The organism is Blastococcus sp. SYSU DS0541 (genome assembly GCF_054050875.1).
Genome location: NZ_JBJHAD010000006.1, coordinates 73,139 through 97,200, shown reverse-complemented (window position 1 = coordinate 97,200; position 24,062 = coordinate 73,139). Strand labels below are relative to the sequence as shown.

The window sequence follows — 24,062 nt, the reverse complement described above, 5'->3', positions numbered from 1 at the left end:
CCGGAGACCGTGGGATCTCGTGATGACGACGCTGCCGCGGGGGGATACTCCCCTCCATCGTGCGACCCCGTCGCCGTGCAGGCCCCATCGACTGCGAGCACCGGGGTACGTGGCGCACACCGTACCCCGGCGCTCCGCCGTCTACCGCCGGAGTGATCCGTCCGTCCGGCGCGCCGTCTCCTCGCGCGCGTCCGCAGCCCCGGGCCCGTGGTCGCCCACGCCTTGGCCGAGCGGATCGCCCGCGGTGGCCGACCCCGTCCCGACCGCCGGGTCGGCGCCCGCCGGCCGCTCCTCGGCGGCGAGCCCGGCGGGGGCCTGCGGCAGGTCGGCGGCGAGGGCAGCGTGCTCCTCGCGGTCCCGGCGGCTCCTGGCCAGGCTCGCCACGGTCGTCACGGCCAAGGTGACCAGGATGACCGACAGGGAGAGCCAGGTGGGCACCTCGGGGATCAGGGTGATGTGCTCACCGCCGTTGAGGAACGGCAGCTCGTTGGTGTGCAGCGCGTGGATGACCAGCTTGATGCCGATGAAGCCGAGGATGACCGCCAGCCCGTATGCCAGGTACACCAGCCGGTCGAGCAGCCCGTCGATGAGGAAGAACAGCTGGCGCAGACCCAGCAGCGAGAAGGCGTTCGCGGCGAAGACGAGGAACGTCTCCTGGGTGAGGCCGAAGATCGCCGGGATCGAGTCGACGGCGAAGATGACGTCGGCGGTGCCGATCGCGATCAGCGCGATCGCCAGCGGGGTCAGGTAGCGCTTGCCCTCCTGCTTCACCGTCATCCGGTCGGAGTGGTACTCGTCCGTGGTCCGCAGCCGCTTGCGCGCGAACCGGAGGACGGCGTTCTCCTTGTAGTCCTCCTCCTCGCTGTGCCCGCCGCTGCGCGCCTGCACCCAGGCCGTCCAGATGAGGATGGCGCCGAAGAGGTAGAACACCCAGCTGAAGTTGGCGATGGCGGCGGCGCCCACGGCGATGAAGACCGTGCGCAGCGCGAGCGCGAAGGCGATGCCGAACAGCAGCACCTTCTGCTGGAGCTCCCGAGGCACCCCGAAGCTCGCCATGATGATCACGAACACGAAGAGGTTGTCGACCGACAAGCTCTTCTCGGTGATGTAGCCGGCGAAGTACTCACCGCCGTACGTCGCCCCGTAGAAGACCCAGATCAGGATCCCGAAGATGATGGCGAGCGCGACGTAGATCGCCGACCAGGTGGCCGATTCGCGCAGGGTCGGCGCGTGCGGTGTGCGCACGTGACCGAAGAAGTCGAAAGCGAGCATGGCGACGATCGCGGTGACCGTGATCGCCCAGACCCAGAACGGGACGTCCAAGAAGAGCCTCCGGGGAACTGGCGGTTGTCAGTTGCCGGAGGTCTCTCCCACCGCCCGGACGGGCGGCCGACGGGCCGGGGACCGCAGGGGATCCCGTAGTGACGACCCGCTCGCGTCGGGATACTCCCCTCCACGAACCCGGTCCGCGCAGACGTCATCGCCCGCACGTTCCGTGTGGTTCAGAGCCGTCAACGCCCCGGGTCGCCGAGGAGTTCCCCGCTCCCCGACGAAGATCCGAGGCCCGTCCGGTCGACGGGCCGGCTCCCGCCGGGGGTCAGGCGTGCGCGGCGTCGAACTGGCGCAGCTCCTTCTTCAGCTCGTTGAGCTCGTCGCGCAGGCGGGCGGCCACCTCGAACTGCAGCTCACGAGCGGCGGCCAGCATCTGCTCGTTCATCTGCGTGATCATGTCCGCCAGCTCGTTGCGCGGCAGGCCCTGGACGTCGATCGAACCGGCCTTCGCCCGCGACTTGGACGACAGCCCGGGCACCGGGGACTTGCCGCGCGACTGCTGCCGGCCGGAGCCCCCGAGCAGCTCGGTGGCGCCCTCGGCCTCCGTGGCGTCGCGGTAGATGCCGTCGAGGATGTCGACGATCTTCTTCCGCAGCGGCTGCGGGTCCACCCCGCGCTCGGTGTTGTAGGCGATCTGCCGTTCCCGGCGCCGGTTGGTCTCCTCGATCGCCTGCGCCATCGAGGGGGTGATCTTGTCGGCGTACATGTGCACCTGACCCGAGACGTTGCGCGCGGCCCGGCCGATCGTCTGGATGAGCGACCGGCCCGAGCGGAGGAACCCCTCCTTGTCGGCGTCGAGGATGGCGACCAGTGACACCTCGGGCAGGTCCAGGCCCTCGCGCAGCAGGTTGATGCCGACCAGCACGTCGTACTCGCCCTGGCGCAGCTCGCGGAGCAGCTCAACCCGCCGCAGGGTGTCGACCTCGGAGTGCAGGTAGCGGACCTTGATGCCGAGCTCGAGCAGGTAGTCGGTGAGGTCCTCGGCCATCTTCTTGGTGAGCGTGGTGACCAGCACCCGCTCGTCCTTCTCGGTCCGCAGCCGGATCTCGTGCACCAGGTCGTCGATCTGGCCCTTGGTCGGCTTGACCACGACCTCCGGGTCGACCAGGCCGGTCGGGCGGATGACCTGCTCGACGACCTCGCCCTGGGTCCGGCCGAGCTCGTAGTCACCCGGCGTCGCCGAGAGGTAGACGGTCTGGCCGATCCGGTCGGTGAACTCCTCCCACTTCAGCGGCCGGTTGTCCATCGCCGAGGGGAGCCGGAAGCCGTGCTCGACCAGCGTGCGCTTGCGGCTCATGTCGCCCTCGTACATGCCGCCGATCTGCGGGACGGTCACGTGTGACTCGTCGATGACCAGGAGGAAGTCGTCGGGGAAGTAGTCGAGGAGGCAGCTGCCGGCGCTGCCGGGCGAGCGGCCGTCGATGTGGCGCGAGTAGTTCTCGATGCCCGAGCAGAAGCCGACCTGGCGCATCATCTCGATGTCGTAGGTGGTGCGCATGCGCAGCCGCTGGGCCTCCAGCAGCTTGCCCTGCTTCTCGAGCTCGGCGAGCCGCGTCTCCAGCTCGGCCTCGATGTTGCCGATAGCCCGCTCCATCCGCTCCGGGCCGGCGACGTAGTGGCTGGCCGGGAAGACGTAGATCTCCTCGACCTCGCGCACGACCTCGCCGGTCAGCGGGTGCAGGTAGTAGAGCCGCTCGACCTCGTCGCCGAACATCTCGATGCGGACGGCGAGCTCCTCGTACACGGGGAAGACCTCGATCGTGTCGCCGCGCACCCGGAAGGTGCCGCGCGTGAACGAGAGGTCGTTGCGGGTGTACTGCTCGGTGACCAGGGTGCGCAGCAGCTCGTCGCGGTCGCGCTCCTCCCCCACCTTGATCTTCAGCGCCCGCTCCACGTACTCCTGGGGCGTGCCGAGGCCGTAGATGCAGGAGACCGTGGCCACCACGACGACGTCCCGCCGGGTGAAGAGGCTGTTGGTCGCCGAGTGCCGCAACCGCTCGACCTCCTCGTTGATCGAGGAGTCCTTCTCGATGTAGGTGTCGGTCTGCGGGACGTATGCCTCGGGCTGGTAGTAGTCGTAGTAGGAGACGAAGTACTCCACGGCGTTGTCGGGGAGCAGCTCGCGGAACTCGTTGGCCAGCTGTGCGGCGAGGGTCTTGTTCGGCGCCATCACGAGCGTCGGGCGCTGGACCTTCTCGATCAGCCACGCCGTCGTCGCGGACTTGCCGGTGCCCGTGGCGCCGAGGAGGACGACGTCCTTCTCCCCCGCGTTCACCCGCTGGGCGAGCGCCTCGATCGCGGCCGGCTGGTCGCCCGAGGGCTGGAAGTCGCTGACGACGCGGAAGCGCCCCTGGGTGGGCCTGAGCTCGGTGGACGTGCGCACGGGACGACGGTACGTCGGCGGTGTGACAGAACGGGTCGCGAGCGCTGGGCGCGAGCGCTGGGGCGCCCGGGACACCGACCGGCAGGCCGGGTACTTGTCTGCTCCCGCCCGCACCCCTAGCGTGCCGAGTCGCAGGAGCGGTCCGCGCCGAGGACCAGCGCCACCCGGGTCCTCCCCGGGCGAGGTCGGACCCCGGTGCGCCCCCCGGTCCCGGCCCGGCGGGCCCGCGGCCCCCGGCCGGGCCTGCGCACGACGCCCTCTGCGGTCCACCGCGGGGGGCGTCGTCGCACCCGGTACCCGCCCGCCGGCGCGGGAGTCGGCAGTCTCACCCCTCCGCGTAGGTGTGGCGAGCCCCGCGCGCGGGCAACGGGGTCCCGACGCCCGTCCCCGGACCCGGGTCGCGCGAGCATGCACCCGGGTCACCCGCCCCCAGCCCCGGGGCGCCCTGCGCAGGAGGAACCCCCCAGATGACCCAGGTGTGGCCCGGAAGTGCCTATCCCCTCGGCGCCACGTACGACGGCACCGGGACGAACTTCGCGATCTTCAGCGAGGTGGCCGAGAAGGTCGAGCTGTGCCTGTTCGACGACGACGGCAACGAGGAACGCGTCCGGCTGCCCGAGATGGACGGGTACGTCTGGCACGCCTTCCTGCCCGGCATCCACCCCGGCCAGAAGTACGGCTTCCGGGTGCACGGCCCGCACGACCCGGCGCAGGGGCTGCGCTGCAACCCGAACAAGCTCCTGCTCGACCCGTACGCGAAGGCGATCGACGGCCAGATCGACTGGGACCCGTCCGTGTTCGGCTACGACTTCGAGACCAAGGAGCGCAACGACGACGACTCGGCGGCGCACATGCCGAAGTCCGTCGTCGTCAACCCGTACTTCGACTGGGGCGTGGACCGCCCGCCGAAGACCCCCTACAACAAGACGGTCATCTACGAGGCCCACGTCAAGGGGCTCACGATGACCAACCCGCGGATCCCCGAGGAGCTGCGCGGCACCTACGCCGGCGTCGCGCACCCGGCGACGATCGAGCACCTCCAGGACCTGGGCATCACGGCGATCGAGCTGTTGCCGGTGCACCAGTTCGTGCAGGACGACACCCTCCAGCAGAAGGGGCTGCGCAACTACTGGGGCTACAACACGATCGGCTTCTTCGCCCCGCACAACGAGTACGCCAGCAACACGACGGCCGGGCAGCACGTCCAGGAGTTCAAGGGCATGGTCCGCGCCCTGCACGAGGCGGGCATCGAGGTGATCCTCGACGTGGTCTACAACCACACGGCCGAGGGCAACCACCTGGGCCCGACGCTCTCCTTCCGGGGCATCGACAACCGCACGTACTACAAGCTCGTCGAGGGCGACGAGCAGTTCTACATGGACTACACCGGTACCGGGAACACGCTCAACGTCCGGACGCCGCAGTCGCTCCAGCTGATCATGGACTCGCTGCGCTACTGGGTCACCGAGATGCACGTCGACGGTTTCCGCTTCGACCTCGCCTCCGCGCTGGCCCGCGAGCTGCACGCCGTCGACCGGCTGGCGACCTTCTTCGACCTTGTCCACCAGGACCCGGTGGTCAGCCAGGTGAAGCTCATCGCCGAGCCGTGGGACGTCGGCGAGGGCGGCTACCAGGTCGGCAACTTCCCGGCCCTGTGGACGGAGTGGAACGGCAAGTACCGCGACACCGTCCGCGACTTCTGGCGCGGCGAGGGGGGGACGATCGGCGAGTTCGCCGACCGGATCTCCGGCTCCTCCGACCTGTACCAGCACTCGGGCCGGCGGCCGGTGGCCAGCATCAACTTCGTGACCGCGCACGACGGCTTCACGCTCAACGACCTCGTCTCCTACAACGAGAAGCACAACGAGGCCAACGGCGAGGGCAACAACGACGGCGAGAGCCACAACCGCAGCTGGAACTGCGGCGTCGAGGGCCCCACCGACGACCCGGAGATCCTGCAGCTGCGCGCGCAGCAGCGGCGCAACTTCATCACCACGATCATGCTGAGCCAGGGCGTGCCGATGCTGCTGCACGGCGACGAGCTCGGGCGCTCGCAGGGCGGCAACAACAACGGCTACTGCCAGGACTCCGAGCTGACCTGGATCGACTGGGAGAACGTCGACGAGGGCCTGCTGGAGTTCACGAAGAAGGTCACCAAGCTGCGCTGCGACCACCCGACGTTCCGCCGTCGCCGGTTCTTCCACGGCCGGCCGGTGCGCCGCGGGCTCGGTGACCCGGTGCCCGACATCGCCTGGCTGGCCCCGTCGGGCGAGGAGATGGCCGACGAGGACTGGGACGCCGCCTACGCCAAGTCGCTGGCGGTCTACCTCAACGGCGTGGGGATCCGGGAGACCGACGAGCGCGGCGAGTACGTCTCCGACGACCACTTCTACCTGGCGTTCAACGCCTCGCACGAGCCGATCGAGTTCACCCTGCCCAGCGACGACTACTCGCGGACCTGGACGCCGGTGCTCGACACCGCCGAGATGCACGAGGTTGAGCCGGTCGAGGTCAAGCCCGGGGAAACCGTCACCGTGCAGGGTCGCTCGATCGTGGTCCTGACGGGTCCCGCGCAGTGAGCCAGCCGATCCAGGTGCCCGGCAGCGAGCGCCGCCGCGGCACCCCGGCGGCGACCTACCGGCTGCAGGTGCACGCCGGATTCCCGCTGCAGGACGCCGCGGAGGTGGCCGGGTACCTCGCCGACCTGGGGGTCACCCACGCCTACAGCTCGCCGCTGCTCCGCTCCGCCGAGGGCAGCAACCACGGGTACGACACCGTGGACCACGCGCACATCGACGAGGCCCGGGGCGGGCAGGCCGGCTTCGACCGGTTCGTCGCCGCGCTGCACGAGCACGGCCTCGGGCTGGTGCTCGACCTGGTGCCCAACCACATGGGCGTGGACGACCCCGCCGCGGCCGCGTGGTGGTGGGACGTGCTGAAGCACGGACGGGACAGCGCGCACGCCGCGGCGTTCGACATCGACTGGGACTTCGGCGGCGGCAAGGTGCGCATCCCCGTCCTGGGGTCGGCGGACGACGTCGAGAAGCTGGAGGCCGTCGGCCGGGAGGGTGGGGGCGACGAAGACGGGGAGCTCCGCTACTACGACAACCGCTTCCCGATCGCGCCGGGCACCATGACGACCGAGGAAGGCCGGAGGCCTACCCCGCAGGAGGTGCACGCCCGCCAGCACTACGAGCTGGTCGACTGGCGCCGCGCCGACTCCGATCTGAACTACCGGCGGTTCTTCGCCATCAACACCCTCGCCGGCCTGCGGGTCGAGGACCCGGCGGTCTTCGACGCCACCCACGAGCTCGTGCTGCGGCTGGTGCACGACGGCGCCGTCGACGGGCTGCGGATCGACCACCCCGACGGGCTGGCCGACCCCAAGGGCTACCTCGACCGGCTCGCCGAGGCGTCGGGCGGCCGCTGGACCGTCGTCGAGAAGATCCTCGAGCCCGGCGAGGACCTGCCGGAGAGCTGGGCGACCGCTGGGACCACCGGCTACGACGCGCTCACCGAGGTCGACCAGGTGCTCGTCGACCCGGCCGGCGAGGAGGCGCTCACCGCGCTGGACACCGAGCTCGCCGGCCGGCCGGTCGACTACGCGCAGCTCGTCCACGACTGCAAGCGCGAGGTCACGGACGGGATGCTCGGCTCGGAGGTCGCCCGCCTGGTGCGGGTGATCGGTGAGCTGCCCGGGATCGACCCCGAGCAGCAGACCGAGGCGCTGGCCGAGCTGCTGGCCACCTTCGGCGTCTACCGCAGCTACCTGCCCGACGGCCGGGAGCACCTCGACGAGGCGGTCGCGGCGGTGCGCGCCCGGCGACCCGACCTGGTCGCGGCCCTGGACGCGCTGCACCCGGTGCTGTCGCAGGCGGGCACCGAGGCGGCGACCCGGTTCGAGCAGACCAGCGGGCCGGTGATGGCCAAGGGCGTCGAGGACAGCGCCTACTACCGCTGGTCGCGGTTCGTGGCGCTGAACGAGGTCGGCGGCGACCCGGCCCGCTTCGGCAGCACGGTCGCCGAGTTCCACGCGGCCCAGCAGCGGCGCCAGGAGGTGCGCCCGCTGTCGATGACCACGCTCTCGACGCACGACACCAAGCGCAGCGAGGACGTGCGCGCCCGGCTGGCGGTGCTCGCGGAGGTCCCCGACGAGTGGGCCCGGCTCGTGCGGGGGTGGCTCGACCGGCACCCGCTCCCCGACCGCCCGCTGGCGCACCTGGTGTGGCAGAACCTGGTCGGCGCCTGGCCGCTGTCCCGCGAGCGCGCACACGCCTACGCCGAGAAGGCCGCGCGCGAGGCCGGCACCTCCACCACCTGGACCGATCCGGACGAAGAGTTCGAGGCCCGGCTGCACGCGCTGGTCGACGCGGCCTTCGACGACCCCGCCACGCGGTCGGAGGTCGACGCGTTCGTCACCCGCATCGCCCCACTGGGCTGGTCGAACTCCCTCACCCAGAAGCTGCTGCAGCTCACCATGCCGGGCGTCCCGGACGTCTACCAGGGCACCGAGCTGTGGGACCTGTCGCTGGTCGACCCCGACAACCGCCGCCCGGTCGACTACGCCCTCCGCCGCTCGCTGCTGGAGCGGCTCGACGGCGGCGAGGTGCCTCCGGTGGACGAGAGCGGGGCGGCGAAGCTCCTCGTCGTGTCGCGGACCCTGCGCGCCCGCCGCGACCACCCCGACCGGTTCAGCGGGTACCAGCCGGTCGCGGTCACCGGCTCGGCGGCGGACCACCTGGTGGCCTACGACCGCGGCGGCGTCGTCGTCGTGGGGACCCGGCTGCCGGCGGCGCTGGCCGGGACCGGCTGGGGAGACACGGCACTGCAGCTGGGCACCGGCGCCTGGCGCGACCTGCTGACCGGCACCCGGGTGGTCTCGGACGCGGCGGGGGTCGCGGCCGGCGCGCTGCTCTCCCGCCTCCCGGTGGCGCTCCTCGTGCGCGAGTAGCGGCGGCGGCCGGGGGCGTGACCGACGTGCGCGGCTACGCCGGAGCGGTGGCGCGAGGTCGCGGGGCGCCGGCCGGCCGGTCTTCCTGCGGGGACGTCGGCAGTGTCCACCGCGACCCGAGCCACTCGTCGAAGGATGCCGGCTCGAAGGGCATGACCCCGCCGCCCGGATAGGGGGTGAGCTCCCCGAACCAGATGGCGCCAGCCGAGCTGTAGAGGTCGACCCGCATGAAGTCGTAGGAGCGAGCGAGCACCTCCGCCGCGTGCAGCATCGCGGGGAGGTCCACCGGTGCCCCGGTCGGCGGCCCGCTGGGCGCGACGACCTGCACGGGGACGGGCTCCCAGTCGCGGGTGTACAGGTTGCGGGTGTGGTCGCCGGAGAACCGGCCCCGGTCGACCTGGATGGCGGCGACCCGCCCGTCGAAGACGAAGAACTTGTAGTCGTCCAGCGGTTCACCCCCGCCGATGGCCTCCTCGACGAGGAGGAGCTTCCGGGCCTCGCTGTAGGCCCACTCCCCGAGCAGCACGCTCTGGTCGTCCCGGAGCCAGCCCCGCGTCGCCGCCACCGTCGCCGCGTCGACGACCTCCGAGGCCGCGCCGAACCGCACGAGCCCGCTCCGGTGGTTCGGCTTGAGCACCCAGGGGCGGTCGAACCGCCGGCCGGCCACCGCGGCCAGGTCCTCCCCCGACCACAGCGTCTCGGGGACGACCACGCCCGCCTGCTGCTGCAGCCGGTGTGCGTGCTCCTTCATCGCGAGCTTGTCGCAGGTCCACGCCAGCTCGGGCCGGCGGTCGCGCAGGATCCGCCAGTTGACCTTCTCGGAGAAGGTCTGCGGGTCCCGCAGGCGCGGCAGCTGCCGGTGCCCGGCGAGGTACAGGTACCGCCGCCGCGCGGTCGGTGGCAGCAGACCGGCGATCCCGCGGTGTGCGGGCTGAAGGTAGGAGCGGAGGACCGCGTTCAACTGGCTGCGGGGCATCGAGGTCCTTCTCCGTGGGACGCCGGCATCCCCGGCGTGCTGCTGACCGTGGCGGCGACACCTGGCCGCCACGGTGAGAAGCCTAGGTTCCGGATCCCGTTCCCGCGTCCCACCGTCGGGGGAGACCGACGCCGCCGACCCGGGCCGTGGCGCCGTCCGGCGCCGGGTTCAGCGCGGGGACGCCGGCAGCGACCAGTGCGATCCCAGCCACGCGTCGAACTCCTTGGGCTCGTACCGCATGCAGCCCCCGCTCGGGTACGGGGTGAGCTCGCCGAACCACACCTCGTCCCCCGTGGTGTACAGGTCGACGCGCATGAAGTCGAAGGAACGGCCGAGCACCTCCGCGGCGCGCAGCATGGCGCCCAGGTTCGCCGGGGCCTCGACCGGCGGTCCGGTCGGCACGACCAGCTCGACGGGCATGCGCTCCCAGTCAGGCGTGTAGTAGGAGCGCGTCTGCTCCGCCGTGAACCTGCCCCGATCGACCTGGACCGCGGCGACCTCGCCGTCGAACACCAGGAACTTGTAGTCGTCCAGGGGGTCGCCCCCGCCGACAGCCTCCTCGACGAGGAACAGCTTCCGGGCCAAGCTGTAGGCCCACTCCCCCAGCAGCGCGTTCTGGTCGTCGCGCAGCCAGTCCCGCGTCGCCGCCACCGTCGCCGCGTCGATGACGTCCGAGGCGGCCCCGAACCGCACGAGCCCGCTCCGGTGGTTGGGCTTGAGCACCCAGGGGCGGTCGAACCGCCGGCCGGCCACCGCGGTCAGGTCCTCGCCCGACCACAGCGTCTCCGGCACGGCCACGCCGGCCTCCTGCCGCAAGCGGTGCGCGTGGTCCTTCATCGCCAGCTTGTCGCACGTCCACGCCAGCTCCGGCCGACGGTCCCGGAGGATGCGCCAGCTGACCTTCTCGGTGAACGTCTGCGGGGCGCGCAACCGGGGCACCCGCCCCTGGCCGGCCAGGTAGAGGTAGCGCCGCCGGGCGGCCGGAGGCAGGAGGCCGGCGATGCGGCGGTGCGCGGGCCGCAGGCGCGAGCGCAGGACCGCGTTCAGCTGGCTCCTGGGCATCACGAGATCCTTCTTCGGGGAACGCCGGCATGCCCCGGCGTGCGTCTGCACCGTGGCGACCGTGCGCCACCGCGGCGAGAAGCCTAGGTACCGCGATCCCGTCCCCGCGTCCCACCATCGGGGGAAGAGCCGGTCACCCGGCTCCCGCTCGGCCGTCACGGGTCCGCAGCCCTCCGACGGCGCTGCGGCACCGCCCGACGGTTCGACGGCCGCCGTCCGGGCAGAACACCGTCACCGTCCCCGCCCGACCCCGTCCTGGAGGCCCTGCATGCCCGCACCCGTCGAGTTCGCCGTCTGGGCGCCGCTGCCGGAGCGGGTGCGTCTGCAGGTGGACGGCGCGGTCCACGACATGCACCGCGACGAGGGCGGCTGGTGGCGCGCCGAGGTCGAGGCCGGGCCCGAGGCCGACTACGGCTTCCTGCTCGGTGACGACGACACGCCCCGCCCCGACCCGCGGTCGCGCCGCCAGCCCGACGGCGTGCACGGCCTCTCCCGCCGCTTCGACCCCTCCGCCCACGCCTGGGGCGACGACGCCTGGACCGGCCGCCCCCTCGCCGGCGGCGTGGTCTACGAGCTGCACGTCGGCACGTTCACCCCCGAGGGCACCCTGGACTCGGCGATCGCCAAGCTCGACCACCTCGTCGGCCTCGGCGTCGACTTCGTGGAGCTGCTGCCCGTCAACGGCTTCGACGGCACGCACAACTGGGGCTACGACGGCGTCCTCTGGTACGCGGTGCAGGAGAGCTACGGCGGCCCGGCGGCCTACCAGCGGTTCGTCGACGCCTGCCACCAGCGCGGTCTCGGCGTGGTGCAGGACGTCGTCTACAACCACCTCGGCCCCTCGGGCAACTACCTGCCGCTGTTCATGCCGATCTTCAGCGAGGGCGGCGCGAACACCTGGGGCGAGTCGGTCAACCTGTCGGGGCCGGACTCCGACGAGGTGCGCCGCTACATCATCGACAACGCCCTGATGTGGCTGCGCGACATGCACGTCGACGGGCTGCGCCTGGACGCCGTCCACGCCCTCGTCGACGAGCGGGCCACCCACCTGCTGGAGGAGATGGCCGCGGAGGTCGACCGGCTGTCGGCCGCCGTCGGCCGGCCGCTCACGCTGATCGCCGAGAGCGACCTCAACGACCCGCGGATGGTGACGCCCCGGGTCGCCGGCGGCACCGGCATCCACGCGCAGTGGAGCGACGACTTCCACCACGCGCTGCACGCCACGCTGACCGGCGAGGACCAGGGCTACTACCGCGACTTCGCCGAAGCCGGGCTCGGCGGCCTGGCCAAGACCCTCACCGGCGCCTTCTTCCACGACGGCGCCTGGTCGAGCTTCCGCCGCCGGCACCACGGCCGGCCGGTGGACACCGCCCACCTGCCGGGCTGGAAGTTCCTCGGCTACCTGCAGGACCACGACCAGATCGGCAACCGCGCCGTCGGCGACCGCATCTCGGCGTCGCTCTCCCCCGGCCTGCTCGGCGTCGGCGCGACGCTGGTGCTCACCAGCCCGTTCACCCCGATGCTCTTCATGGGCGAGGAGTGGGGCGCCGCCACGCCCTGGCAGTTCTTCACCAGCCACACCGACCCGGAGATCGGCCGGGCGACGGCGGAGGGTCGCAAGGGCGAGTTCGCCGAGCACGGGTGGGACGCCGACGAGGTGCCCGACCCCCAGGACCCGGAGACCTTCACCCGCTCGAAGCTCGACTGGAGCGAGCCGGAGAGGGAGCCGCACGACCGGCTTCTCGCGCTGCACCGTTCGCTGCTGGCGCTGCGCCGGGCCCACCCGGACCTGGTCGACCCGGACCTGGCGTCGGTCGAGGTGACCTGGGACGACGCCGACCGCTGGCTGGTGGTGCACCGCGGCGCGCTGCGGGTCGCGGTCAACCTCGCCGACCAGCCGCGCGAGGTCGACCTGGACCGCACGGTGGGCGACGTCCTCTTCTGCACCGGGGAGCTGCCCGAGGTCGACGGCGCGACGGTGACCCTGCCGGCCGAGAGCGCGGCCGTCCTCGCCACCCGCTGATGCGGCGGCTGCTGCCCGAGCCGGGGCCGGTCGACGACGACGGGCTCGTGGAGGCCTACCGGCTGCCGCCCGGCCCCGCGCTGCGGATGAACTTCATCGCCTCGCTCGACGGCGCGATCACCGTCGGCGGGGTGAGCGAGGGGCTGGGCTCGCCCGGCGACAAGCGGGTGTTCCGCGTGCTGCGCGCGCTCGCCGACGTCGTCCTGGTCGGGCACGGCACCGCCTCCGCCGAGGGCTACCGGCCGGTCCTGCCCGGCTCCGCGGTCGGCCGGCTGCGCGCGGCGATCGGCCGACCGCCCACGGCGCCGATCGCCGTGGTCTCCCGGCGGGCCAGCCTCGACCCGTCGAGCCGGCTGGTCACCGAGGCGGCCTCCCGCACCGTCGTCGTCACCTGCGGGGCCGCCCACGCCGACCGCCGCGCCGCGCTCGCCGCCGCCGGCGCGGAGGTGCTGGTGTGCGGGGAAGACGACGTCGACCTGCCGGCCGCCCTCGCCGCGCTCGCCGGGCTCGGTCTGGAGCAGGTCACCTGCGAGGGCGGGCCGCAGCTGCTCCGGACCGCGCTCGCGGCGGGCGTCGTCGACGAGCTCGACCTGTCGCTCTCCCCGGCCCTGGTCGGCGGCGAGACCCGGCTGCTGGACGGCGCCCTGGGCGCCCCCACCCGGCTGGAGCTGCGCCAGCTGCTCGAGGAGGACGGCATGCTCTTCGCCCGGTACGCGATCGGGTCGGCGGAGCGGTAACCGGCGGGCGCCGGCACCACGGACTCCGTGGCGACGTCGTCCGGCGCCGCCCAGAGGTCGACCCCGTCGTGCGAGCCGAAGGCGTACCCGGGGCCGTGGGGCATCCCGCCCTCCCACTCGACGGAGGTCCTCGCGGGGGTCCTGGGGGTCCGCGATCAGCCGCCTCCAGGACTCCGGCGTGCAGCTGGATCTCTTCAGGTGCACGGGCATCTGCGCCTCCCGGGGGTCGCCCCCCGCGCCCGGAGCGCCAGGACGGCCGGCGCACTCCGTCGAGGCCCCCGTGCGCGCCCCGGCTGCTTGACTGACCGGCATGGACCTGCCGCTGCAGCCGCCGGTGAAGCCGATGCTCGCGAAGCCCGCCACGAAGGTGCCGGTCGGCGACGAGTGGTTCTACGAGCCCAAGTGGGACGGTTTCCGCTGCATCGTCTTCCGCGACGGCGACGAGGTGGAGCTCGGCAGCCGCAACGAGCGCCCGCTGACCCGTTACTTCCCGGAGGTCGTCGCGGCGGTGAAGGAGAACCTGCCCGAGCGCTGCGTCGTCGACGGCGAGATCGTCGTGCCGCGGGACGACCGGCTGCACTTCGAGGCGCTGCTGCAGCGGATCCACCCGGCGGAGTCGCGCATCACGCTCCTCGCCGAGCAGACGCCGGCCTCCTTCGTCGCCTTCGACCTGCTCGCCCTGGGCGACGAGTCGCTGCTCGAGGTGTCGTTCGCCCACCGGCGGGCCCGGCTGGAGGACGCCCTGGCCGGGGCCCGCCCGCCGGTGCACCTGACCGGCATCACCCGGGACGCCGCCACCGCCGAGCGCTGGTTCGAGACGTTCGAGGGCGCCGGCCTCGACGGGGTCGTCGCCAAGTCCGCCGACCTGCCCTACGGCCCGGACCAGCGGCTGATGACCAAGGTCAAGCACGTGCGGACGGCGGACTGCGTCGTCGCGGGTTTCCGCTGGCACAAGAGCGGGCCGATCGTCGGCTCGCTGCTGCTGGGCCTCTACGACGACGGCGAACTGCAGCACATCGGGGTCGCGGCGTCCTTCCCGATGAAGCGCCGCGCCGAGCTGGTCGCGGAGCTCGCGCCCTACCGCGCCGAGGCGCTCGACGGCCACCCGTGGCAGGACTGGGCCAACGCCCAGGTGCAGGCCGACGGCGAGCAGCGGATGCCCGGCGCGGTGAGCCGGTGGAACGCGAAGAAGGACCTCTCGTGGGTGCCGCTGCGCCCGGAGCTGGTCGTGGAGATCAAGTACGACCAGCTGGAAGGCCGTCGACTTCGTCACACGGGCCAGTTCCTCCGCTGGCGCCCCGACCGGGACCCCCGCAGCTGCACGTACGACCAGCTCGAGGTGCCGGTCCGCTACGACCTGGCCGAGGTCCTGGACGGGTGAAGGACCCCCTGTCCCCCCACCACTCGCGGGCTCGGGCGGGCCCCCGCAGGGGGCCGGGGTAGCTCGTGCGAGCGGTGGGGGGCGGGGAGGTACCTATGCTCGTGATCATGCGTCTGCACCGTGGCCTCCCGGCCGCCGCCTCCGGCCTGCTCCTGGCCCTGTCCCTCGTGCTGGGCGGCTGCACCTCCTTCGCCGAGACCACGGAAGAGCCCGCGGCGACCAGCACGGCACCGGCCGAGCCGGAGGCTGCTCCGATCGAGTGGACCGACTGCGACGCGCAGATCCAGCCGCTCATCGAGGGGCAGCCGGGCAGCGAGCGCGACCTCGCCTTCGAGTGCGGCCGCACCGACGTGCCGATCAGCTACGACGAGCCGGGCGGCGCCACGCTGCCGCTCTTCCTCGTCCGCGCGGTGCTGGCCGGGCAGACCGATCGGATCGGGTCGCTGATGGTGAACCCCGGTGGCCCGGGCGGCTCGGGCGCCGACGCCGCCATCGGCCTGGCGCTCACCCTGCCGGAGGACGTGCTGCGCCGCTTCGACATCGTGGGCTTCGACCCGCGCGGCGTGGGCCTGTCCACCCCCGTGGAGTGCATCCCCAAGGAGCTCAAGGACCGCGCGATCGCCGCGGAGCCGCGTCCGACGACCGACGAGCAGCTCGACGACGTCTTCGCCCTCTCCCGCGAGGTGGCGGAGGGCTGCGCCGACGAGTACGGCGAGGCGCTGGGCACCTTCAACACCGTCGACACCGCCCGGGACATGGAGCAGCTGCGCCTGGCCCTGGGCGAGGAGCAGCTGAACTTCCTCGGCTACTCCTACGGCACCACGCTCGGTTCGACCTACGCCGAGCTCTACCCCGACCGCGTGCGCGCCATGGTGCTCGACGCCGCCGTCGACCCGGACGTCGACGCGGTCGCCGACGCCGAGGCCAACGCCGCCGGGTTCGAGCGGGGCTTCGACGCCTTCGCCGACAACTGCCGGGCGCTCATCGCCGGCTGCCCGCTGGGTGACGACCCGCGCCGCTTCCTCGAGGAGCTCCTCGCCCAGGCGCAGGCCACGCCCGTGCCGAGCAGCGAGGAGGGCGAGACCCGGCAGGCCACGCCGGGGGTCATCCTCACCGCGGTGCAGGCGGCGCTGTACGACACCGCATCCTGGCCGCAGCTGGCGCAGGGCCTCGCCGCCACCCGCAACGGTGACTCGCGCCTGCTCTTCTCGCTGGCCGACGACTACAGCGGCCGGCTCGAGGACGGCACCTACTCGAACCTGCTCGACGCCAACCTGGCGATCAACTGCGCCGACACCGAGGAGACCGTGCCCGAGGACCGGGTGCGGGAGCTGGTCGGTGAGTGGAGCGCCCGCTACCCGCTCTTCGGTGCGGGCGCGGCCGCCGGCCTGTTCACCTGCTCGGTGTGGGAGGCCGACCGCACCCCGCTGCCCGAGCGCGACGCCGAGGGCAGCGCGCCGATCCTGGTCGTGGGCACCGAGGGCGACCCGGTCACCCCGCTGCCCGGCGCCGTCGACCTCGCCGAGGACCTCCAGAACGGCGCCCTGCTGACCTGGCAGGGGCTGGGCCACACCGCCTACCCCAAGACCGAGTGCGTCACCGCGGCGGTCAACGCCTACCTGATCGACCTCACCGTCCCCGTGGACGGGCTCACCTGTCCTGCGTGAGACTCGGCAGCCCCCGGACGAGCGGAGCGCGGGAATGGCCAGCAGCAGCAAGGACGCCGTCGTCCTGCAGGTGGACGGGCACGAGGTGCGGGTCTCCAACCCGGAGAAGCCGTACTTCCCCGAACGCGGGATCCGCAAGATCGACGTCGTCGAGTACTTCATCGCGGTCGGCGACGGGATCCTCTTCGCGCTGAGAGACCGGCCGACCACGCTGGAGCGCTGGCCGGGGGGGTTCTCCCCCGACGCGAAGATGGCCACGCGGGCGGACACCCACGGCGACGCGTTCTACCAGAAGCGGGTGCCGAAGAACGCTCCCGACTGGGTGCCGACGGCGCACATCACCTTCCCCAGCGGGCGCACCGCCGACGAGATCGCGCCCGACTCGGTCGCCGTCGTCGCCTGGTGCGCCAACCTGGGCACGCTGACCTTCCACCCCTGGCCGGTGGGCCGGGACGACGTCGAGTCGCCCGACCAGATCCGCATCGACCTGGACCCGCAGCCGGGCACCGACTTCTCCGACGCCGTCCGCGTCGCCCCCCACGTGCGGGCGCTGCTGCACGAGTACGGCATGGAGGGGTGGCCGAAGACCTCCGGCGGCCGTGGTGTGCACGTCTACGTGCCGATCCAGCCGCGGTGGACCTTCACCGAGGTGCGGCACGCCGTCATCGCCTTCGGGCGGGAGCTCGAACGGCGCCTCCCCGACCAGGTGACGATGTCGTGGTGGAAGGAGGAGCGCGGCGAGAAGATCTTCATCGACTACAACCAGATGGCCAGGGACCGCACGATCGCCTCGGCCTACTCGATCCGGCCCCGGGCCCACGCGCCCGTGTCGGCACCGGTCGACTGGGACGAGCTCCCCGACGTCCACCCCACCGACTTCGACCTCCGCACCATGCCGGCCCGGTTCGCCGCCGTCGGTGACAAGCACGCCGGGCTGGCCGACCACGCCTTCGGCATCGAGCCGCTGCTGGAGCTGTTCGAGAAGCAGGAGGCCGACGAGGGCCTCGGTGACCTGCCCTATCCCCCCGACTACCCGAAGATGCCGGGCGAGCCGATGCGGGTGCAGCCCAGCCGGGCACGGAAACCCCCCGCGACCGCCGGGTAGTGAGGGCGGGGATCAGTCGACCGCGGCCCCGACCTGCTGCCGGACGGTCTGCCCCTGCACGTCCACGGTGCAGCCGACGAGCAGCCCGTCGAGCCACGGGAGGACGACGGGGACCTCCAGGCGGGCCCGGACGGTCCGGCGGCGCCGGCTGCGCTCGGCCGGGCCGGTGGCCACGAGGTGCCAGAGCGGCTCCTCACCGGCCCCGACGCTGGTGGTCGTCGCGCGGAGGGAGCGCTCTCCGTACCCGCTCACCCGGTGGAGGGCGACCGGGTCCCCGGGCGTGATCTCGTCGGAGACCTCCACCTGAGCCGTGACCGTCAACCCGCGCGCCACGAGGGTGACGTCGGCCTGGGTGCTCTCCTCGGGCCGGCCCCTGCTCCGGCACGGTCGTGGTGGTCCTCCACGGGGGCACGGGACGCCCGGGCGCCGTCGTGCCCGGACGGGGGCCGGCGCGGCCACCTGCGGGAACCGCAACGGCTGGGCGGTCCTGTGGACATCGCCACGCGGTCGAGGCTCTGACGCGCCGGCCGCCTCCGGATACCTGTGGAAGGAATCCGCTCGTCGGGCGACGGAGGGATCGTCGGCGCGAACCGCCACCGACCGAGGGAGTGCGCTGACGCCCACTTCTGGCCCCGCGGGTCCAGGGGTCGACGCAACGCCTCGATGAGACGGGGTGGTGTCGATGGGAGCAACAGGACATGTACCGCTGCCGCGAGAGGTGCGTCGGGGGTCAGCCGACGAGCCGGTGCGCGGTCGCGGGGAGCGCGTGCACCCGGCCGGCGGCCGGCGCCGTCCCGGGCTGCGCGATCTGCTCCGCCAGCCGGGCCGCGATCACCACGGCGAGCAACGCACCGGCGGGCTCGGCCAGGCGGTCGGCCAGCAGCTGGTCCAGGTCGGCGTCGTGCAGGTCGTCCACGTCGCGCAGGAAGACGGCACCGGCCGGGACGGCGGTGCGGGTGGGCACGGGCGAGGCGGCGAGCGGCTGCATGGCGGTCCTCCTGGATCGGTGGTGCGCCGGATCCGTCCGGCAGGTCCCACCGTCGGCGAGGAGCCGCACGGCGGTGCGGAGGGAACCGCAGGAAAACCGCAAGACCAGGGCGGACCGTCTCCCCCGCCGGCCGTCCTCCTCCGCACGGACGGTCCCGCTCCCCCGGAGGGGTGAGCGGCGATCCCGGGACGCCTCCCGGAGCTCCAGCGGGGGGTAGCGGTGGTCGATGCACCTGTCGACCACGGCGGAGGAGCACGGGTGAGGATCTGGTTGCTGGCGTACGGCGTGCTGTACGTCGTCGTCGAGATGGTCGGCCACCAGCTGGAGGCCATCGGCTGGCCCCGGATCACCGCCCTCGACGTGGCCACCGCGGTCACCGACGCCTTCCTCACCGTCTCCATCGCGCTCGCCGTCCTGCTGGCCGGCCAGCTCGGGCTCCGGCGCTGGGCCTCGGTGCCGCATCCGCCGGCGGCCCCGGTCCTCCTCGCCGAACGACCGATCGGCGTCCGTTCCTGGCGTCCCGAGCCGGCCGCCCTGCCCGCCGCCACGCCGGTGCGCGGGACGTATTCCGTCGGCGCCCACGGGCCCGCCTGGCCCCGCCGGGGACGACGGGTTGCGCCCGCGTTCCCGGAGGATCCGGGCCACTTGCTCTGAGACCGGAGCGGTTCCGCATCGACCCGCGGAAGGAGTCCCAGGTCACAGTTCTGCCGCACCGGTGTCCCGATCCGGTCATGGGCCGCTAGGGTTGTCGCGTCGGGAAGGCCCTGCGCTATGGCAGGACCCCGATGCACCACCTCAGCTAGGAGCGAGCAATGCCCGAAGGAACTGTCAAGTGGTTCAACGCGGAGAAGGGGTTCGGCTTCGCCACCCCCGACGGCGGCGGACCGGATGTGTTCGTCCACTACTCGGCCATCCAGACCAGCGGGTACCGCTCGCTCGATGAAGGCCAGCGGATCGCGTTCGACATCGAGCAGGGCCAGAAGGGCCCGCAGGCTGCGAACGTCACCCCGCTCTGATCACCTGATCAGCACGACGCCCCCGTCCGGTTCTCCGGGCGGGGGCGTCGTCGTTCGCGGGCCGGTCAGCGGGCGCGCGGCACGTACCCGCCGATCAGCGCCGACATGAGCAGCGCGCCGTCGTGCTCGCCGACCCCGCGGGCCGCATCGGCGAACGCCTGCCAGCGCTGCCGCTCCACGTCGGTGGGCGCGTTCGCGGCGCGGGCGGCCAGCTGCTCGAGCAGCCGCTCCCACTCGCCCTGCGGGGTCGGCCACAGCCCGGCCAGCCGGCGGGCCTCCGCCGAGATCCCGGTGATCCGGACGATGTCGCCGGCGTGGTTGGTCAGCGGCTCGATGTAGCCCGCCGAGGCCAGCGCCCTCGCCGCGGCGACGACGTCCGCCTTCGGCAGCCCGCTGCCCGGGACCACCGAGCCGAGCAGGTAGGGCGCGCCGCCGTGCTTGGGCTCGTCCACCAGCCGGGCGATCGCCCGCAGCACAGGCAGGTCGCGGGTGAACCAGACGTCGGGCAGGAGGCCGCCGGGCGGCTGGGGGGCGGAGGTCACTCCCCCAGTCTCCCCCCTGGCCCCGAGCACGACGGTGCCCCGCCTCCCGCGTGGGAGACGGGGCACCCGGGCCTTCCTGCACGGTCCCGCCGCGAGCTCGCGAGTCGCGGGGGCAGGAGGTCCGTCAGCAGTCACGGGCCCCGGTGAGGTGCGGCCGGGTGGCGAGGATGACGCCCAGGACGACGTACCCGACGAGCAGGTGAGCGGCGCCCACGTACTGGGTGATCGCCGGCAGGAGGAACGCGGTCGGGACGGTGACCGGCGCCCAGCTCTCGGCGACCATCGGCCAGAAGCGGGCGATGCCCTGCCAGCGGCCGGCGATCGCGATGCGGACCCCCAGGGCGGCCATGCCCAGCATGGACAGCGGCCAGAAGAGGTCGATCACGAAGAAGAAGCCGGTGTCGTAGAGCCCGGGCGTGAACGCCCACATCAGCGAGGACACGATGGCCACCGACAGCAGGCCGTGCTCCACGTGCAGGAGGCGCCGGGCGAGGCGGCCGGTGCCGATGGCGCCGGTCCGCATCTGCACGGTCACCAGGAACATCAGGCCGACCTGGAAGGCCACGGCCGCCACGTTGACGACGGTCGCCTGCCAGGTGCCGGCGGGCGGCGTCGTCCCGAGGGCTGCGCAGGCGATCGCCCAGGACCCGGCGCCGGCGGCGACGGCGACGCCGGCGCGGCGGACCAGGCTGGTCGAGGCGCCGGGGACCGCGCCGCGGGCTTCCGCGACGTCGGTGCGGGCGGGGGCGGGGGTGGTGCTGAGGGACATCACGTCTCCGGTGGTGAGGTGCGGTGCCCTGTGCACCGCCTGGGAGAACGGTCGCGGGAACCCGTCCCGGGCACCCAGGGCCCGCCGCCCTCGATCGGGTCCCGAGAACTGTCCCGGGGAACCCGGGACAACTGCCCCGTGACGACCGGGACGCCGGCAGGCGAGGATGCGCGCGTGCAGACACAGGCGCCGGCGACCGGGCGGATCGGGGCGTCGCGGTCGCAGGGCCCGCCACCGCCGCCACCTCGCCGGGTCCGGGTCGGCCGGCCGGCCGCCTGGGCCGTCCTCGCCCTGTCGCTGGCCGCCTGCGCCGCCGCCGCCGTCCTGGACGTGCTCACGCCCTCCGCGGCGCGGGCCGCCGTCGACGTCGCCCCCGGCTCGGTGGCCGCGCTCGCCGGTGTCGCCGTCGCCGTCCCCGGGGCGCTGCTGCTCCTCCGGGCGCCGGGCAACGCCGTCTCCTGGGTGCTCGCCGGCACGGGGCTGTTCTGGGCGGTCGACGGCCTCGCCGAGTCGTGGCTCGCGTACGCGGTCCAGCACGACCCGGCGCTGCCCGGGGCGAGCTTCGCCTTCTGGTTCCTGCAGCGGCTGGGCGCCGCCCTGCTGCTCGGGCTGCCGCTGCTGCTGCTCCTCTACCCCGACGGGCGGCTGCCGGGCGGGCGGTGGAGGCCCGTCGCGATCGTCAGCCTCGCGTCGACCGCCCTGCTGCCGGCGCTCCTCCTGGTGGTCCCCTCGGAGGTCGCCTTCACCGCCGACGACGGTCAGGTGCCGGGGGTCTACCGCTCCCTGGACCTCGACCTCACCACCCTGCCGCTGCCCGAATCGGTCACCCTGCCCCTCCTGCGGATCGCCCTTCCCGTCGCCGTGCTGGGGATCGCCGTGCCCGCGGCCTCGGTGGTCCTCCGCTACCGCCGGGCCACGAACGAGGACCGTCGCCGGATGCGCTGGCTCCTCTGGGCCGCCGTCGTGGACCTGCTCGTCATGCTCAGCACGCTCCTGCTGCCGGGCGAGCCGAGCGCGATGGCCCTGATGGTCGCCGTCGCGCTCACCGGGGGCGCCGTGGCCGTCGGCATCCTGCGGCCGCGCGCGGTGGACATCGACCGGCTCCTCGGCGGCACGGTGGTCTACGGCGTCCTGGGCATCGGCGTCGTCCTGCTGGACCTGGCGGTGCTCGGCGCGGCCGGCGCGCTGCTCGGCGACCGGTTCGGCGAGCACGATGCGACCCTGCTGACCCTGCTGCTCGTCGCCGCCGTCTACGTGCCGCTGCGAGCCCCGCTCTGGCGGCTGGTCCGGCGCTGGGTGCTCGGCGAGCGGGACGACCCCTACCGGGTGGTCTCGGGGCTGGCCGCGCGGCTGGAGCGCTCCGACGGCGCGGAGGCGCAGCTCGTGGCGATCGCGGCGGCGGTCGCGGAGGCCTTCCGGTCTCCCTACGTCGGCGTCGAGGTGGATCACGCGGGCGGCGAGCGGCTGGTCGCCGAGCACGGCCGGCGCCCACCGGCGGTGCGGTCCCTGCCCATCGCCTACCGCGGCGAGGAGGTCGGGCGCCTCCTGCTGCCCCGGGACGGCGTCCGCGCGCACCTGGTCACCCGCGACGAGGGGCTGCTGGCCGACGTCGTGCGCCAGGCCGCGGCCGCCGCGCGGGCCAGCTCGCTGGCCGCCCAGCTGCAGCAGAGCCGTGAGGAGCTGGTCGCCGCCCGCGAGGAGGAGCGCCGCCGGCTGCGCCGCGACCTCCACGACGGCCTCGGCCCCAGCCTGGGCGCCGTGGTCCTGCGCATCGACACCGCCCGCAACCTCGCCGCGGCCGGGCGCGCGGAGGACGCCGACCGGCTGCTCCGCACGGCCCGGGACGACGTCGCCGCCGCGCTGGCCGACGTCCGCCGGCTGGTGCACGACCTCCGGCCGCCCGCGCTGGACGACCTCGGCCTGACCGGGGCGGTGCGCCAGCAGGCCGACCGGCTGCTGGGCGCCGGCACGGCCACCACGGTCGAGGCGGACCCGACCGCCGACGACGTGCCCGCCGCCGTGGAGGTCGCCGCCTACCGGATCGCGTCGGAGGCCCTGGCCAACGTCGCCCGGCACGCCCGCGCCTCGACCTGCCGGGTGGAGCTGGTCCGCGACGCCGACCGGTCCCTGGTCCTGACGGTGACCGACGACGGCGTCGGCATCCCGGAGGGCGCGCCGGCCGGCGTGGGGCTGGTGTCGCTGCGCGAGCGCGCCGCCGAGCTCGGCGGCCGGTGCACGGTGTCGTGCCCGCCGGACGGCGGGACGGTGGTGCGGGCGGTCCTGCCCGCGGACGGAGGGGGGAGGGCGAGTGGACAGGACCGTGAGCATCGCAGCGAGGCGGCTGCCGACAGGGAGGGAGCATCGCAGCGAGGTACGAGCGAGGAGCGGACCGACCGCGGAGGCGGCCTGGGCGTGGGAGCGAGGAGCGGAGCGGTCCGCGGAAGCGAGGAGGTGCACCGTGGGTGAGCCCGCTGGGGACGACGAGCCGCTGCGGGTGGTGGTCGCCGACGACCACCCGGTCTACCGCGACGGCCTGGCCATGCTGCTCGACTCCGTCCCGGGCCTCGCCGTGGTCGGTACCGCCGCCGACGGTGAGGCCGCGGTGGCCCTCGCGCTCGCGGAGCAGCCCGACGTCGTCGTCATGGACGTGCAGATGCCGGGGATCGACGGGATCGAGGCGACCCGGCGGGTGACCTCGGCGTCGCCGTCGGTGGGGATCGTCGTCCTGACCATGAGCGAGGACGACGGGACGGTGTTCGCCGCCGTGCGGGCCGGGGCGCGCGGCTACCTGCTCAAGGGCGCCGACCAGGAGGAGGTGGTCCGGGCGATCACGACGGTGGCCAACGGCGGCGCGGTGTTCGGCGCCGCCCTCGCCCGGCGGATCGGTGAGTTCTTCGCCTCGGGTCCGACCGGGCCGGAGACCGTCTTCCCCCAGCTCACCGCCCGCGAGCGGGGAGTGCTCGACCTGGTCGCCGCCGGGCGGTCCAACGCGCAGATCGCGGCGGCGCTGTACCTGTCGCCCAAGACCGTCCGCAACAACGTGTCCAACGTGCTGGCCAAGCTGCAGGTCACCGACCGGGCGCAGGCCATCGTGCGGGCCCGCGACGCGGGGCTGGGCCGCTGAGCACCG

The 24,062-nt window shown here is 73.4% G+C and carries 19 protein-coding genes; 11 read left to right on the top strand and 8 right to left on the bottom strand.

Annotated elements, in window-relative coordinates:
* Positions 1 to 141: 141 nt before the first annotated feature.
* Both ACI794_RS08900 and uvrB read right to left on the bottom strand, forming a co-directional pair.
* Entirely contained in the window at positions 142 to 1,323 is a 1,182-nt protein-coding gene (locus tag ACI794_RS08900) for a TerC family protein (RefSeq protein WP_456616178.1), read from the bottom strand.
* 274 nt (positions 1,324 to 1,597) lie between these two features.
* Entirely contained in the window at positions 1,598 to 3,715 is a 2,118-nt protein-coding gene (gene uvrB / locus ACI794_RS08895) for an excinuclease ABC subunit UvrB (RefSeq protein WP_456580472.1), read from the bottom strand.
* Between the two features lie 467 nt (positions 3,716 to 4,182).
* On the opposite strand from uvrB, the gene glgX reads away from it, so the two are divergent.
* A complete protein-coding gene (gene glgX / locus ACI794_RS08890) occupies positions 4,183 to 6,294 on the top strand; it encodes a glycogen debranching protein GlgX (protein ID WP_456602516.1) in 2,112 nt (703 codons plus the stop codon).
* Entirely contained in the window at positions 6,291 to 8,666 is a 2,376-nt protein-coding gene (gene treY, locus ACI794_RS08885) for a malto-oligosyltrehalose synthase (protein WP_456616177.1), read from the top strand. Before glgX ends, treY begins: the two co-directional genes overlap by 4 nt.
* 34 nt (positions 8,667 to 8,700) lie before the next feature.
* Here the strand turns inward: treY and ACI794_RS08880 are convergent, their stop codons facing one another.
* Positions 8,701 to 9,642, bottom strand: coding sequence for an ATP-grasp fold amidoligase family protein (locus tag ACI794_RS08880; protein WP_456616176.1), 942 nt, complete (start codon positions 9,640 to 9,642; stop codon positions 8,701 to 8,703).
* Between the two features lie 168 nt (positions 9,643 to 9,810).
* The gene (locus tag ACI794_RS08875; RefSeq protein ID WP_456616175.1) at positions 9,811 to 10,704 is read right to left on the bottom strand and encodes an ATP-grasp fold amidoligase family protein; all 894 of its coding nucleotides are present in this window, start codon (positions 10,702 to 10,704) and stop codon (positions 9,811 to 9,813) included.
* Positions 10,705 to 10,972: 268 nt separating this feature from the next.
* Here ACI794_RS08875 and treZ point away from each other — a divergent pair, with 268 nt between their 5' ends.
* From treZ to ligD, 5 genes are all read left to right on the top strand, one after another.
* A complete protein-coding gene (gene treZ / locus ACI794_RS08870; RefSeq protein WP_456616174.1) occupies positions 10,973 to 12,727 on the top strand; it encodes a malto-oligosyltrehalose trehalohydrolase in 1,755 nt (584 codons plus the stop codon).
* Positions 12,727 to 13,464, top strand: coding sequence for a dihydrofolate reductase family protein (locus ACI794_RS08865; RefSeq protein WP_456616173.1), 738 nt, complete (start codon positions 12,727 to 12,729; stop codon positions 13,462 to 13,464). Before treZ ends, ACI794_RS08865 begins: the two co-directional genes overlap by 1 nt.
* A 310-nt stretch (positions 13,465 to 13,774) precedes the next feature.
* Complete coding sequence (locus ACI794_RS08860) at positions 13,775 to 14,845, top strand: ATP-dependent DNA ligase (RefSeq protein WP_456616172.1); 1,071 nt, start codon at positions 13,775 to 13,777, stop codon at positions 14,843 to 14,845.
* Positions 14,846 to 14,952: 107 nt separating this feature from the next.
* Positions 14,953 to 16,512: an alpha/beta hydrolase gene (locus tag ACI794_RS08855; RefSeq protein ID WP_456616171.1), complete on the top strand. Its 1,560-nt coding sequence runs from the start codon at positions 14,953 to 14,955 to the stop codon at positions 16,510 to 16,512.
* 34 nt (positions 16,513 to 16,546) lie between these two features.
* Positions 16,547 to 17,617 (top strand): non-homologous end-joining DNA ligase, encoded by a 1,071-nt coding sequence (ligD, locus tag ACI794_RS08850; protein ID WP_456616170.1) that lies wholly within the window; start codon positions 16,547 to 16,549, stop codon positions 17,615 to 17,617.
* A 12-nt stretch (positions 17,618 to 17,629) separates the two neighbouring features.
* Here the strand turns inward: ligD and ACI794_RS08845 are convergent, their stop codons facing one another.
* Both ACI794_RS08845 and ACI794_RS08840 read right to left on the bottom strand, forming a co-directional pair.
* The gene (locus ACI794_RS08845; protein WP_456616169.1) at positions 17,630 to 17,938 is read right to left on the bottom strand and encodes a hypothetical protein; all 309 of its coding nucleotides are present in this window, start codon (positions 17,936 to 17,938) and stop codon (positions 17,630 to 17,632) included.
* A gap of 409 nt (positions 17,939 to 18,347) precedes the next feature.
* Positions 18,348 to 18,605: a hypothetical protein gene (locus ACI794_RS08840; protein ID WP_456616168.1), complete on the bottom strand. Its 258-nt coding sequence runs from the start codon at positions 18,603 to 18,605 to the stop codon at positions 18,348 to 18,350.
* Between the two features lie 258 nt (positions 18,606 to 18,863).
* On the opposite strand from ACI794_RS08840, the gene ACI794_RS08835 reads away from it, so the two are divergent.
* Positions 18,864 to 19,259, top strand: coding sequence for a hypothetical protein (locus tag ACI794_RS08835; protein ID WP_456616167.1), 396 nt, complete (start codon positions 18,864 to 18,866; stop codon positions 19,257 to 19,259).
* Between the two features lie 158 nt (positions 19,260 to 19,417).
* Positions 19,418 to 19,621: a cold-shock protein gene (locus tag ACI794_RS08830; RefSeq protein WP_040339721.1), complete on the top strand. Its 204-nt coding sequence runs from the start codon at positions 19,418 to 19,420 to the stop codon at positions 19,619 to 19,621.
* A gap of 65 nt (positions 19,622 to 19,686) precedes the next feature.
* Here ACI794_RS08830 and ACI794_RS08825 read toward each other — a convergent pair whose 3' ends face one another.
* Both ACI794_RS08825 and ACI794_RS08820 read right to left on the bottom strand, forming a co-directional pair.
* A complete protein-coding gene (locus ACI794_RS08825; protein WP_456602527.1) occupies positions 19,687 to 20,163 on the bottom strand; it encodes a hypothetical protein in 477 nt (158 codons plus the stop codon).
* Positions 20,164 to 20,287: 124 nt separating this feature from the next.
* A complete protein-coding gene (locus ACI794_RS08820; RefSeq protein ID WP_456616166.1) occupies positions 20,288 to 20,932 on the bottom strand; it encodes a hypothetical protein in 645 nt (214 codons plus the stop codon).
* A 174-nt stretch (positions 20,933 to 21,106) separates the two neighbouring features.
* Between ACI794_RS08820 and ACI794_RS08815 the strand changes: the two genes are divergently transcribed.
* Together ACI794_RS08815 and ACI794_RS08810 are read left to right on the top strand one after the other, a co-directional pair.
* Positions 21,107 to 23,398, top strand: a complete 2,292-nt coding sequence (locus ACI794_RS08815) for a sensor histidine kinase (protein ID WP_456616165.1) — start codon at positions 21,107 to 21,109, stop codon at positions 23,396 to 23,398.
* Positions 23,391 to 24,056, top strand: a complete 666-nt coding sequence (locus tag ACI794_RS08810; RefSeq protein WP_456616164.1) for a response regulator — start codon at positions 23,391 to 23,393, stop codon at positions 24,054 to 24,056. The genes ACI794_RS08815 and ACI794_RS08810 overlap by 8 nt, the downstream gene beginning before the upstream one ends.
* The last annotated feature ends 6 nt before the right edge of the window (positions 24,057 to 24,062 follow it).